Below are 14,130 nucleotides of genomic sequence, written 5' to 3'. Positions count from 1 at the left end.
TAACTGCACCTGCACTATCAACCTCCCCACGACAAAACAACAATATGGACGGACTAAAATCATTAGCTAAAGACACTGCCATTTACGGTTTGAGCAGCATCATCGGGCGATTTATCAATTACCTGCTGGTGCCTATCCAGACAGCCAAATTCGCTGCTTCGGGCGGCGAATACGGCATTGTGACCAACATTTATGCCTATACTGCGCTGCTGCTTGTGCTGCTCACGTATGGTATGGAGACCACTTTCTTCCGCTATGTCAACAAAAGCGAGGAGAATCCTAACCGTGTTTATGCCACCACATTGATGACAGTGGGCTTCACATCGCTGCTGTTTATCATCGTCGTCTTGGCTTTTCTGAATCCCATCTCATCGCTGATGGGCTACGCAAACCATCGTTCTTACGTGGCGGTGATGTTCATTTGCGTGGCCTTAGATGCCTTCCAGTGCATCCCGTTTGCCTATCTTCGCTACAAGAAACGCCCCATTAAGTTTGCCGCATTGAAGTTGATCAACATCTCGATGAACATTCTCCTCAACATCCTCTACCTCATCGTGCTGCCTGCTTTGCGACTGAACCCTTTCGGCTTATACGACGATCACTTCACACTTGACGTAGGATATGTCTTCTATATCAACCTTTTCTGCACAGCCTTTGTGTTCGTTTTCTTAGCGAAAGAGCTGCAAGGCTTTCGCTATTCATTTGATAAGGCCCTGCTAAAACGTATGATTTCATATAGCTGGCCTATCTTGGTACTCGGCATTGCGGGCATACTCAACCAGACGGCAGATAAGATTCTCTTCCCGTATATCTATCGGGGAGCCGACGCACACACACAATTGGGCATCTACGGAGCGGCCAGCAAGGTGGCGATGATTATGGCAATGATTACTCAGGCATTTCGTTACGCCTATGAACCGTTTGTTTTCGGCAAGGCCAAAGACCGCGACAACCGTGCCACGTATGCCCAAGCAATGAAATATTTCATTATTTTCACGTTACTCGCTTTCCTCGTCGTGATCGGTTATTTAAATGTGTTGAGACACATCATAGGCCACGATTACTGGGCCGGACTGCGTGTAGTGCCCATCGTTATGGCTGCGGAGATTATGATGGGAATATACTTTAACCTCTCATTTTGGTATAAACTAATCGATAAAACCATCTGGGGCACTTACTTTTCGGGCATTGGCTGCGCCGTACTCATCGTGATCAACGTCGTGTTTGTGCCTCGTTTCGGTTACATTGCGTGTGCTTGGGCCGGCTTCATAGGCTATGCCACGGCGATGACATTGAGTTATGTCGTGGGCCAAAAGAAATATCCGATCGCCTATCCAATACGCGAGATCACTACTTATGTACTCCTCACGGCCGTCATTTTCTATGCAATGACGTGGACAAACAGCTTTTGCACCACTTCCATTGCCCTGCTTTTAAATACAATTCTCATTCTGCTCTTCCTCGCCTATATCGTCAAACGCGACTTCCCACTACACAAGTTTAGAGGTGGGAAGATGAGAAAGTGAGAAGAATGAAGCTGTTTTCTCTCTGCAAAAGACGGTTAGTTGCGCGCCAACTAACCATTAAATGGCGTGTCATTAACGCCTTTTCGCCGCACAACTAACCATCTTTTGCCAAGTACTCCACGCAAGACCGATCAACAAAGAACTTCCCGTCACTCAACATATCGCTGACAAGACCGATTGCAATGGCAACATTTTTAGAATTCGAAGCATTTGTTTTCAGGTCGATTTTCGTATCTTTGCCACGCAATGACAATACGAAACATTCTTCTTGTAGCATTTGGCGGCGCCCTGGGGTCAACCTTTCGATTCCTCGTTTCGAAGCTCTTGCAAGGCCGTGTCAATACGGATTTCCCCGTGGGAACCATGGCAGTGAACCTCATCGGATGCTTATTGATCGGACTGTTTTATGGTCTCAGCGAGCGCACAGGACTCATCAGCGCCGAATGGCGACTATTTCTGATCGTAGGAATTTGCGGCGGTTTCACCACGTTTTCCACTTTCATGAACGACAGTTTGCAGTTGCTGAGCGCCGACCGCATCCTTTTTGCCGCCTTATACACCGCCGGAAGCGTTTTCATCGGGCTCCTTTCCGTCTTTGTCGGCATGCAATTAACTCGCCTCTTGCCATAAGTAGAGTCACAAGGAACCGAAAAATTAGGGGCGATTATTTTGCAGTTAGGCGCAATTACGTTATTTTTGCACTTGAATCCGGTAAATGAATGAGAATGAAAAAGACTTTCACGCGCGTGTTTTCAATGGCTCTGTTCGTTGTGGCTATATTGAATTTCACCGCCTGCAACAAGCAAAAATTTAATGTAAATGGCACAATCAGCGAGGCTAAAGACTCGATATTGTACTTTGAAAATATGAGTCTCAATGGCCCGGAAGTGGTCGATTCGGTTCGGTTGAACGCCGACGGAGTCTTCCATTTCAGTGCAAATGCCACTGGATCACCCGAGTTTTACCGCCTGAGAATTGCCGGACAGATCATCAATGTGGCCGCAGATTCAACGGAAAACATTACCATTAAGGCCGCATTTCCTACGATGTCGGACGGTTATGAAGTGTCGGGCTCTGAGGAATGCAGCAAGATCAAGGAACTGGCTCTAATGCAGATGCGACTTCAAACGCAGATAGATGCCATTGCGAAGAGCCCCGATCTCGGCGTGGATGCTGTGGAAGACAGTGTCGCCAAGGTATTGGACGTGTATAAGAACAACGTCAAACTCAATTACATCTTCAAGCAACCGATGAAGGCTTACGCCTATTTTGCACTGTTTCAAACCGTTGTTTTAGGCGACGCCAACGTTTTGATATTCAATCCCCGCAGCTCTTCGGCCGACGTGAAAGTGTTTGCCGCCGTGGCCACCAGCTGGGACACGTATTATCCCCAGTCGTTACGCGGCGAGAATTTACATAACATTGCCATCGCCGGAATGAAGAATGTGCGTATCATTCACAATGAAGCCGCACAGTCGATCGATGCCGATAAAGTGGATGTCTCGGGCTTAATAGACATCGCTTTGCGCGACAATAAGGGACGTTTACGGCGTTTGAAGGAGTTGAAAGGCCGTGTCGTAATGCTCGATTTTCACCTGTTCGCCGGCGAAGGATCGCTGAAACGCATTATGATGTTGCGCGATCTGTACAACAAATACCACGCAATGGGCTTCGAAATATACCAAGTTTCAGTCGATCCCGACGAACATTTCTGGAAGCAACAGACTGCTGCACTACCCTGGATCAGCGTTCGCGACGAGGCAGGTGTACGTTCGTCTAATCTCGTGAGCTATAATGTGCAGAGTCTTCCGACTTTCTTTCTCATTGATCGTAACAATGTTTTACAGAAGCGCGACGCCCAAATCAAAGACCTGGATGCCACTCTTCGCGCTATGTTGAAGTAAAGAGCGAAGCGGGGAATACTATTACGATCAATGCCGATAACCGTTTTTCGCGGGCGAATAAGATTAAAAGTGATGAATGTTTTAGAGAGATTCAAGTATTGTCCGGCGTGCGGGAGCTCGCATTTTGAGACAAACAGTGAGAAAAGTAAGTTATGCCGGAGTTGCGGATTCGAGTATTTCGTCAATCCCAGTGCCGCTACGGCCGCGTTTATTATGAATGAGCGGGGCGAGCTTTTGGTTGAACGCCGCAAGCGAGAACCGGCTAAGGGGATGCTCGATTTGCCCGGAGGGTTCTGCGATGTGGATGAAAACATCGTGCAGGGACTGCGTCGTGAGGTGCGCGAAGAGACTGGGTTAAAGGTCGTCAGCGAGCGTTTCGTGATGAGTTGCCCTAACGTTTACCTTTATTCCGGTGTGGAAATCCCTACGATGGATTTGTTTTTCGAATGCGAAGTAACAGCCGGCGAGGAGCCTGTTGCTATGGACGACGCGGCCGAATGTATGTGGATTCCGTTGCGTGAGATTCGTATTGAGCAGTTCGGTCTGCGTTCCGTGCGCCAGGCTTTGTATGAGTTTATCGAACAGAAAAGAGTTTGATTCATTGAGAATTAACCCTTGAGAACTGAAACTCGAGCATTGATCGATCGATTGTTGGTTGTTAGCACTTTGCCCGAGCCACATATTTCCCTTTCCGAGTGAACCTGAGAGAGCCAAACGAAAGGATACAAATCATGTTGAATGATATGACAGTGGCGTTCCGACTAACGGTTACTTGCACGACAATTAACCATTAGTCAGCACGCCACTAACCGTTACTTGCAACGCGTTTAATGGTCAATTGAAAAGGAAATTGTATCGAGTTGAAATTCAACCTGATACAAATTTCGCATTCCCATCTACCCAATCGTCGATCCGTAACATTCGAGTTGCGATAAGACTGATGATTTCGAGAATTGTTAAAAGAGCAAAAACATGCGTTATATAATAAGGTATAAGTAAAAGTTTTACTTACTTTTGCACCCTATAAAAGTTATACACAACTATTATGCAAGAGAATTTAGTCATCGTAGAGAGCCCTGCCAAGGCTAAAACCATAGAGAAATTTCTCGGTAAAGACTATAAGGTGATGTCCAGTTATGGGCATATCCGCGACTTGAAAAAGAAAGAGTTGAGTATCGATGAGAATACTTTGGAGCCCACATACGAGATTCCCGACGAGAAGAAAAAGCTGGTGAGCGAACTCAAAAAGAATGCAAAGGCTGCGCGGAAAGTGTGGTTGGCATCCGATGAGGACCGTGAGGGAGAGGCCATCTCGTGGCATCTGTGTGAGGTGTTGGGCTTGGATGAGGAGAAGACAAGCCGTATTGTATTTCACGAAATCACGAAATCGGCCATCTTAGAAGCCATCGAAAAGCCTCGACATATCAATATGGATCTGGTCAATGCACAGCAAGCCAGACGCGTATTGGACCGTTTGGTGGGCTTCAAACTGTCTCCGGTGCTGTGGCGGAAGGTGAAACCCGCACTCTCGGCAGGCCGTGTTCAGAGTGTGGCTGTTCGTTTAATCGTGGAGCGCGAGCGTGAAATACAGGCTTTCAAGAGTGAGCCTTATTACCGAGTGAATGCTATTTTCTCTGTCATTCACGCCGACGGAAGCGCGTCGGAAGTAAAAGCTGAGCTTGAGAAACGTTTCAAGACCCATCAGAAAGCTGTCGACTTCTTGGAGAAATGTAAGGATTCGACCTTCAAAGTGGGCTCCATCACTAAGAAACCGTTGAAGCGTACGCCTGCGCCTCCATTCACAACGTCGACGCTTCAGCAAGAAGCAGCTCGTAAGTTGGGATTTACGGTGAGTCAGACGATGATGGTTGCACAGCGACTTTATGAAAACGGGCGCATTACTTATATGCGAACGGACAGCGTGAATTTGTCGAAACTCTGCATAGGAGCGGCCAAAGAAGAAGTTGTTAAGCTCTGGGGCGAAGCGTATAGCAAGCCGCGTAATTTCCAAACACATTCAAAAGGTGCGCAGGAAGCACACGAAGCGATTCGTCCGACGTATATGAGCGATTCGCAGATAGAAGGCACACAGCAGGAGAAACGCCTCTATGACCTTATCTGGAAACGCACAGCAGCCAGCCAGATGACCGATGCACAGATCGAGAAAACAACCGTAACGATCGATGTCAGCGGTGCAAACGAGAAGTTTGTAGCTACGGGTGAGATGATCGTTTTCGACGGATTCCTCAAAGTTTACCGTGAATCGACCGACGATGACGATGCTAACAATCAGGAAGACTCAACCCATTTGCTGCCTGTTTTGAAACGAGGCGATGAGTTGCAACGCAATGAAATCATCTCGACGGAGCGTTTCAGCCAAGGTCCTGCACGCTATACGGAGGCCAGTTTGGTGCATAAGTTAGAGGAGTTGGGTATCGGTCGTCCGTCTACTTACGCTCCGACGATCAGCACAATACAGCAACGCGAGTATGTACAAAAGGGTGATAAGAAGGGCGAAGAGCGCCAATACACCATCGATTCGCTGAAAGGCATCAAGATAACGACACGTAACAGGAAAGAGACCGCAGGCAACGAGAAAGGCAAATTGTTGCCAACGGATATTGGGATCGTAGTCAACGATTTTCTCATCAACAACTTTCCGGGTATTATGGACTATCATTTTACGGCCCGAGTAGAGCAGCAATTCGACCGTATTGCAGAAGGAAAGGAAGGCTGGAAGAAGATGATGAAAGCCTTCGACAAGGATTTTGAGCCGACGGTAGATAACGTAATCAAAACCCGTTCGGAGCATAAGGCCGGCGAACGAGAACTGGGAACGGATCCCGTTTCGGGCAAACCGGTATTCGTTAAGATAGGTCGCTTCGGCCCGGTTGTACAAATCGGTACGGCCGAAGATAAAGACAAGCCGCGCTTCTCGCAGTTGCCCGCAGACAAAAGTATGGAGACCATTACGCTTGATGAGGCTTTGGAGTTGTTTAAATTGCCCCGAACCATTGGCGAATTTGAGGGCAGCGCCGTGGTGATTGGTGCCGGACGATTCGGTCCTTACGTATTGCACAACAAGAAATATGTATCGCTTCCCAAGACAGAAGACCCGATGACGGTGGGTTTGGAGACTGCAATCGACTTGATAAATCAAAAGCGTGAGCAGGAGAAAAAGCGTCATATCAAAGCCTTTGAACAAGACCCGAAGTTGGAAGTGTTGAACGGTCGCTACGGGCCTTACATCGTTTACGACGGCAAAAATTATCGAATGCCGAAGAATCTCCACGACTCTGCGGCCGAACTCAGCTATGAACAGTGTATGGAAATCGTCAAATCCGCACCCGCAAAAGCTGTTGCCAAGAAGAAATAAAGGATGCAACGGATCATCATCATCGGCTATATGGGTTCGGGAAAGACCACAGTCGGCCGAGCGCTTGCACATAATTTGGGGCTTTCTTTCTATGATCTCGACTGGTATATAGAAAGCAGAATGCACAAGACAGTCAAGCAATTGTTTGATGAAAAGGGTGAAGCAGGCTTTCGTTTGATTGAACGTAATCTGCTGCACGAGCTTGCCGAGTTTGAGAATATCGTCATTAGCTGTGGTGGAGGGACGCCTTGCTTCTTCGATAATATGGCTTATCTCAATGCGCAAGGCGATACAGTGTACCTCAAAGCTACGCCGGACATATTGCATGGACACCTGAAAATGGGGAAGACTGTTCGTCCGTTATTGCTCGATAAGACCGAAAACGAAGTGCAAACTTTCATAAGTCGGCAACTTGCTGAGCGCGAAACTTACTATAACAAGGCCAAATACACATTGGATGTAAACCTTATGGACAATTACGAAAAGATTAAAATATCAGTGCAGAAACTGCGAGAACTACTTAAAATATAGACTTTTGAAATGAAGAAATGGACCATTGAAGACTCCAAAGAACTGTATAACATCAACGGTTGGGGAACTTCTTACTTCGGCATTAACGATAAGGGAGATGTCTATGTCACGCCTTGTAAGGATAATACAGAGATTGATCTGCGCGATGTTATGGATGAGTTGGCACTCAGAGATGTAACTCCGCCTGTGCTTCTGCGCTTTACCGACATTCTCGACAGCCGTATCGAGAAGACTGCAAGCTGCTTTCAGAAAGCCGCAAAGGAATACGATTACAAAGGCGAAAACTTCATTATCTATCCCATTAAGGTGAATCAGATGCAGCCGGTAGTGGAAGAAATCATCTCGCACGGCCGCAAATTCAATCTCGGTTTGGAAGCAGGCAGCAAGCCGGAGTTGCACGCTGTCATTGCGGTTCAGTGTCAAAGTGACTCTCTTATTGTGTGTAACGGCTACAAAGATCAATCTTATATCGAGTTGGCTTTGCTCGCTCAGAAGATGGGTAAGCGTATCTTCATTGTCGTCGAGAAGCTAAACGAACTCGAAATCATCGCTAAAATGGCCAAGAAACTTGATGTTAAGCCTAACTTAGGCATACGAATCAAGCTCGCTTCGAGCGGTTCCGGTAAGTGGGAAGAGAGCGGTGGCGATGCAAGTAAGTTCGGATTGACCAGCTCTGAACTGTTACAAGCCCTCGAATTATTGAACGAAAAGGGGCTGAATGACTGCTTACGACTCATCCACTTTCATATAGGCTCGCAGATAACGAAGATTCGTCGCATTCAGACTGCATTGAGAGAAGCGGCCCAATTCTATGTTCAACTGCACAAAATGGGCTATAATGTCGACTTCGTTGACTGTGGAGGAGGACTCGGAGTAGACTATGATGGCACACGTTCGTCGAATAGTGAGAGTTCTGTTAACTATTCGATACAAGAGTATGTCAATGATTGCATCTACACGTTTGTTGATGCCGCCGACAAGAATGACATCTCCCACCCCAACATTATTACTGAAAGTGGACGTTCGTTGGTGGCTCATCACAGCGTGTTAGTTATCGATGTGCTCGAGACGGCATCGCTTCCAGAGATGCCCGAAGAGTTCGAAGCCACGGCCGAAGACCACCAGTTGGTGCGTGATTTGTATGATATCTGGTGCAAACTCAACCCTCGTTCGATGATGGAAGACTGGCACGATGCCGAGCAAATACGTGAAGAGGCGCTCGATTTGTTCTCACATGGGATGGTAGATTTGAAGACCCGCGCCGAGATCGAGAGTATGTATTGGAGCATTTGTCGTGAAATCAACAGCCTGGCCAAGTCTTTGAAGCACGTACCCGATGAATTAAAGAGTATGGATAAGTTGTTAGCCGACAAGTACTTTTGCAATTTCTCGCTCTTCCAAAGCCTTCCCGACAGTTGGGCCATCGATCAGTTGTTTCCCATTATGCCCGTACAGCGCCTCGATGAGCGGCCTACTCGCAACGCAACACTGCAAGACATCACGTGTGACAGCGATGGAAAGATTGCCAATTTCGTTACCAATCGCCACATCGGTCACGTGCTCCCCGTGCATCACTTGCGCCGAAACGAGCCTTATTATTTAGGTGTTTTCTTGGTCGGAGCATATCAAGAGATTCTCGGCGATATGCATAATCTCTTCGGAGATACCAATGCTGTGCATGTATCCGTTAAAGACGGACATTATCATATCGACCAGATCTTCGATGGAGAAACTGTTGAAGAAGTGCTCGATTACGTGCAATACAACCCTAAAAAACTTGTTCGTCAACTCGAAATATGGGTGACCAAGAGTGTCAAACAGGGTAAAATATCGCTTGAAGAGGGCAAAGTATTCCTCTCGAATTATCGTTCCGGACTCTACGGATACACCTATTTGGAATAAGAAACGTTGTGATTGGGCCGCCGAAAACATTGAATGCGCCGGCCCAATCGCAGTGTTTCTTATTCTAAATATTTATTAAAACCCTTTCCGATCGTGTAACTTTCCTCCCCCGCATTCGTCATTTCAACAGAGAGAAGATGAAGACTATCAATTTCCGTAACGACATTCTGCCGTTGAAAAACCAGCTTTATCGGCTGGCACTGCGGATTACTCTCAATGCCGCAGAGGCCGAAGATGTCGTTCAGGACACGTTGATTAAAGTCTGGAATAGGCGAGACAGTTGGGAGACTATCGGTTCAATAGAGGCTTTCTGTCTGACAATCTGCCGCAATTTGTCGCTTGATCGGCTCCGCAAACAGGACAATCAAAATTACTCTTTGGATGCAGATGCTACGATACAACAGCCCGACGGTACGGCAAATCCTTATGAGACGACAAGCCAAAGAGACCGAGTCGAACTGATACGTCAACTCATCGATGCTCTCCCCGAGAAACAACGGAGTTGCATCCAGCTGCGAGACTTCGAGGGAAAAGCCTACAAGGAAATAGCCGAAGTGCTCGAAATAAGCGAAGAACAAGTGAAAGTCAACATCTTTCGAGCGCGTCAGGCCATCAAAACCAAGTTCAAACAATTAGACGATTATGGACTATAAATACATCAAACAACTGTTAGATCGCTACTGGAAGTGCGAGACCTCGCTTGCAGAAGAGGATATCCTGCGCACGTTTTTCAGTCAATCGACCGTTCCTTCGGAGCTTTTACGCTACCGAGAGTTGTTCACTTACGGGCAACTCAACAAAGAGACGGACGTTTTAAGCGACGACTTCGATGAGCGAGTACTGTCTGTGATCGACGAACCAGCACCGGTCAAGGCCCGTACTATCACGATGACGCACCGGCTCAAACCGTTTTTCAAGGCAGCGGCAGTGGTTGCAATCTTCCTCACGTTGGGCAATGCGGCCCAGGTTTCGTTCTCAGACGATGACAGTACACGTGTGAATACGCCTGCGGCATACGATAAAGTGCATCGGGGAACATCCGTTGCAATGGGCGATTCTGCCGTTATCGATACGCTGCATCAGCATCTCTCGCAACCTGTGACACAGCCGGCCGCCAATCTGTTAAAATGAAATTTCTATGCTTTCTCTATAAAATAAATGTTTAGTAAAACAAAGTTGAGGCTGTGAAGTCTCGTTTCTCTCAAATTTTTCATAACATACTAACGTAGTAAAGGGACCGCTATTCCATCGGGAATAATGCGGTCCCTTTTGCTGCTTTACCCTCGACACCGCTTCCACCAAGAGAGGAGAAACGACAAATTTAATGCGCAGCGCATCCCATCTGAATCACAATCGTTTCCATCTTTTCCGCTTAAGGACGAGCCATCCTCAACCGTCGTTCCTCAATTGAGAACAAGACCACTTTTAATTCACCATTAATTGCACGCCGAGTAACAGTTAGTTGCGTTGCGACGAAGCATTAATTGGCACGCAACTAACCGTGAATCATGGAGTGAGGAGTAAGAAACTGAGCTGGATCTAAATACTTTCATGCGAGGTGACAACGATCCAACTCAACATGGAAGTCTTAAAATCAAGGCGCTTCAACAGTCGGATATATTCGATTCCATGCAGCGCTATGCGGCCAGTAACATCGGTCAAAACGAAGGTAAACATCCATTTGTTGAGGCGAATACCATCAACAGGGACGTAAGGAAGTTTGAAAAAGATCTTGTTCCAACCCTCTTTGAGATGAATAATGACAGGTTTCCGACCCGCAAAGTTCTCGTCTTCGAGTGGCGTTTCATTATCGATGCGGACCCCGACATGCTTCCACACCGGCGGAATGATCTCTACATCATTGATCCATAAACGCGAACCTTTGCGATCCCAATGACCGGGCAGCGGACCACAATCCTGTTCCGACCGACTGTAATTCTGCAATTCGATGAGCGCCCCGGCCTTTTGCGTTCGCGGAGAATACACAAAAGTCCATGCATAAACCGTGTGATTGAGGTATCGGGCGGGATAAAACGCCGGTACGGTAGCGCCCCATGTGTGTCGCAAATAGATGCCGGCGCCCGTAGCGAGATGTGTCTTATAAACGCTGTCGGCGACAATATACATCGGTCTCGGCCCCAAGGTGTCGGGCGGAAGAATGCTGTCGCTTTGCCACCGTTAGGTATCGGATCCGTGATACGCCACCTGACATCGGTTTGTTTCACATAAGCGATAGGTTCATCGCACAACGAATGGGCTTTATGAAACAGGAAACGCCTCTCCCAATCACAGAAATCCCGCAGTTCATCTCTTTCATTCGGCAACGTAACACCACCCTCTTCGATATACTGTCGACCGCCGCCCATCCACGCACGAGTGGCAGAAGCAATAACGGCTGCATAAAAATTGTTTTGCAAAAGGATGTCACGCGCACCATGCAAACGGTGATCGTTCCACACAGCCGAGATCTCTCCGGCCAACTCCTGCGAGCCTTTCGGCCAACCATAAATATTGCTTCGATAGATACCAACGATGTCGGCAAATGTGTCGAAATGGTTGATATAGTTATAACGACAGTCGATATTGGGAACACCGGGCACCAGATGACCTGCCGAACTCCATAGTTGCACCATGTCAACACCAGTAAAATCACCCTGAGTGGGTACCCAAACAACAGCTCGCCGACCTAATTGGTGCACGTAATCAATCATTTCGCGCAAGAAGCCGCGCGGCATATCATCGGCCTCATCACCGCCTATATGTATATAAGGTGCATCAGGAAAGACGTCTGCCAACTCTTTGAGCACTTGTTTCAAACAGCCGATGCCTTGTTCGCTAAGCATTGGAAAGCCCATTGCACGCATGAAAGCAGCGCTGTGTCCGGGCATATCGATCTCGGGAATAATGCTGATGCCGTAACGATGAGCATACTGTGACAACTCGCGACACTCTTCTTGATTATAAAACAAGCCCTGATGGCGGGTCATCGAACGTGCAGAAGTGAGTTCAGGAAAGGCTTTCACTTCGAAACGCCACGCTTGATTGTCGGTGAGATGCCAATGAAACGTATTCACTTTAAAGCGCGAAAGCAGTCGGATCTGACGTTTCAATTCTTTCACTGGGATAAAAGACCGACCCGCATCATGCATGAATCCGCGCAGTTTAAACGCTGGCCAATCTCGAATCTCACCACATTCCACTGCCGTCGTAGCCACATATCCTTCGGCCAATTGCTGTAAAGTCTGTACGGCGCGGATCACTCCCGTAGCCGAAATGGCATGAATCCGAATCTCATTCGGTGTGACCGACAAGGCGTAAGACTCGTTTTCATAGCCGGCCAACGGTTCATCAAAAGCCTCGGGGATGGAATCGACAAGTTGGATAACGATTCGTTGTTTTGCTTTCCGCACTTGCACACATTTGTTTTCATTGAGAAAGTCCTGCAACAGCGCACAATTCGTTGGATCAACAACGCTCACCGACCGTCCCAAGACAAAATATTCTCCCGCTCCTTTCAGCTCTATCCGTTGTGGAATGGGCAACAGATGAATGCTCCGAGCATGTGTCGGCTCAACTAAACAGAGCATCATTGCCATGCAAATATAGATGAAGCGCTTTCGCAAATCATGCTGTTGGCAACATGAAAATATAAGAAAAGGTTTGCTTATGATCATTGGTTGTTATAGTTGACTGCAAAGATAGTAATTCCAATTGACATTTGGCTATTCATCAACTCTATTAACAGGTGATTTGGGTTTGCTTTTCACACGTCGGTTTTATCTACTTGCCCAACTCGTTCACTCGTTCGTTCGTCAACCGATCAACCTCTGCATGCTCATTCTGAAGCATGTCGAATTGTGGTTAATAAACATCAAATCAGAGATTGTTCACGTCGTAAATTCGTACATTTGCGTTGAAACAATCAATCAGGAAGCATCTATGAAGAAAATATCGGTTAAGCGAATGCTCCTCGTTTGCACGCTGTTGCTGACGTTGATGGCCGCTCGTGCACAATATGATTTTATCCGACCGGTGAAAGATTCTATCCCCGGCGGCTACAACTTTTGGGTTTATACGCCCCTGGATTATTATTACTCATTAGAGCGCACACCCGTAATTATCTTCCTGCACGGGCAAAGTCTTTGTGGGCGCGACCTCAATCGAGTGCGCCGTTACGGCCCTTTGGACGCCATCGTACGTGGTCGTGAGATCAAGGCTTTGGTCTTAGTGCCACAGAATCCGGGTGGAGCGTGGAACCCGAAGAAAATCAATGATGTGCTCGAATGGGCCAAACGCCACTACGCAATGGACTCAACACGGGTCTATGTCGTAGGGATGAGCCTCGGCGGTTACGGCACAATGGACTTCGCCGGGACCTATCCCGACAAGGTGGCGGCGGCTATGGCACTGTGCGGAGGATGCACATTGAAGAACAAAGAGGGATTGGGCCGACTACCTTTGTGGATTATTCACGGTACGGCAGACCGCGCCGTACCTATCCACCAATCGCAAACGGTGGTGGAGGAACTGCAACGCAAGCATTTAGACAGCCGCTTACGGTTCGACTGGTTGCCCCGAGCGTCACACGGCGCACTTGCTCGCATCCTTTATATGAAAAAGACTTACGATTGGCTTTTCACCCATTCGCTCCGCGATTGGAAACGACCTGTAAATCGAAAGACGGACATCGACCGGTCTGATCTTTCTTCTGCATACAATGATATGAATCCCAATGCGCCCGATCCGGAAGTCGTTTATGATCAGACGATCACAATCCAGTAAGAATTAAAGATCGCATTGATGCGTTGATGTGTTAACTCTTCAACGCATCAATGCATTGACTTGCTTTCTCATTAACGGTTAATGAGACAATGAAAAAGCGTTAATGAAC

At 47.5% G+C, this 14,130-nt stretch carries 12 protein-coding genes; 10 read left to right on the top strand and 2 right to left on the bottom strand.

Annotation, left to right across the window (positions count from 1 at the left end):
- Positions 1-44 precede the first annotated feature (44 nt).
- The 9 genes from JCM12259_RS04705 to JCM12259_RS04660 all read left to right on the top strand — a co-directional run bounded on the left by JCM12259_RS04705 (position 45) and on the right by JCM12259_RS04660 (position 10,370).
- A complete protein-coding gene (locus JCM12259_RS04705; RefSeq protein ID WP_025065599.1) occupies positions 45-1,526 on the top strand; it encodes a lipopolysaccharide biosynthesis protein in 1,482 nt (493 codons plus the stop codon).
- A 246-nt stretch (positions 1,527-1,772) separates the two neighbouring features.
- Positions 1,773-2,156, top strand: coding sequence for a fluoride efflux transporter CrcB (gene crcB / locus JCM12259_RS04695; protein WP_025065598.1), 384 nt, complete (start codon positions 1,773-1,775; stop codon positions 2,154-2,156).
- Between the two features lie 89 nt (positions 2,157-2,245).
- Positions 2,246-3,430 carry a thioredoxin-like domain-containing protein gene (locus tag JCM12259_RS04690; RefSeq protein WP_025065597.1) on the top strand — a complete coding sequence of 395 codons (1,185 nt, stop codon included), beginning with the start codon at positions 2,246-2,248 and terminating at the stop codon, positions 3,428-3,430.
- Between the two features lie 72 nt (positions 3,431-3,502).
- Positions 3,503-4,027 (top strand): NUDIX hydrolase, encoded by a 525-nt coding sequence (locus JCM12259_RS04685; protein ID WP_025065596.1) that lies wholly within the window; start codon positions 3,503-3,505, stop codon positions 4,025-4,027.
- Between the two features lie 448 nt (positions 4,028-4,475).
- Complete coding sequence (gene topA / locus JCM12259_RS04680) at positions 4,476-6,806, top strand: type I DNA topoisomerase (RefSeq protein WP_025065595.1); 2,331 nt, start codon at positions 4,476-4,478, stop codon at positions 6,804-6,806.
- A gap of 3 nt (positions 6,807-6,809) precedes the next feature.
- On the top strand, positions 6,810-7,337 hold the full coding sequence (locus JCM12259_RS04675) for a shikimate kinase (protein ID WP_025065594.1): 528 nt from the start codon (positions 6,810-6,812) through the stop codon (positions 7,335-7,337).
- A gap of 9 nt (positions 7,338-7,346) precedes the next feature.
- Positions 7,347-9,239 (top strand): biosynthetic arginine decarboxylase, encoded by a 1,893-nt coding sequence (gene speA / locus JCM12259_RS04670; protein WP_021584222.1) that lies wholly within the window; start codon positions 7,347-7,349, stop codon positions 9,237-9,239.
- A 137-nt stretch (positions 9,240-9,376) separates the two neighbouring features.
- Positions 9,377-9,892: a GFO_1088 family ECF-type sigma factor gene (locus tag JCM12259_RS04665; RefSeq protein ID WP_021584164.1), complete on the top strand. Its 516-nt coding sequence runs from the start codon at positions 9,377-9,379 to the stop codon at positions 9,890-9,892.
- Positions 9,882-10,370: a PG0215 family putative anti-sigma factor gene (locus tag JCM12259_RS04660; RefSeq protein ID WP_025065593.1), complete on the top strand. Its 489-nt coding sequence runs from the start codon at positions 9,882-9,884 to the stop codon at positions 10,368-10,370. Before JCM12259_RS04665 ends, JCM12259_RS04660 begins: the two co-directional genes overlap by 11 nt.
- 408 nt (positions 10,371-10,778) lie before the next feature.
- Here JCM12259_RS04660 and JCM12259_RS16475 read toward each other — a convergent pair whose 3' ends face one another.
- Together JCM12259_RS16475 and JCM12259_RS13870 are read right to left on the bottom strand one after the other, a co-directional pair.
- Positions 10,779-11,078, bottom strand: coding sequence for a hypothetical protein (locus JCM12259_RS16475; RefSeq protein WP_051559157.1), 300 nt, complete (start codon positions 11,076-11,078; stop codon positions 10,779-10,781).
- 14 nt (positions 11,079-11,092) lie between these two features.
- Positions 11,093-12,829, bottom strand: a complete 1,737-nt coding sequence (locus tag JCM12259_RS13870; RefSeq protein WP_159105371.1) for a family 20 glycosylhydrolase — start codon at positions 12,827-12,829, stop codon at positions 11,093-11,095.
- A 349-nt stretch (positions 12,830-13,178) separates the two neighbouring features.
- Here JCM12259_RS13870 and JCM12259_RS04650 point away from each other — a divergent pair, with 349 nt between their 5' ends.
- Complete coding sequence (locus tag JCM12259_RS04650; RefSeq protein WP_025065592.1) at positions 13,179-14,021, top strand: carboxylesterase family protein; 843 nt, start codon at positions 13,179-13,181, stop codon at positions 14,019-14,021.
- Positions 14,022-14,130 lie beyond the last annotated feature (109 nt).

The sequence above is a fragment of the Hoylesella enoeca JCM 12259 genome, assembly GCF_000613405.1.
Classification (GTDB): Bacteria; Bacteroidota; Bacteroidia; order Bacteroidales; family Bacteroidaceae; genus Prevotella; species Prevotella enoeca.
This window is presented reverse-complemented; position numbering and strand designations above follow the sequence as displayed.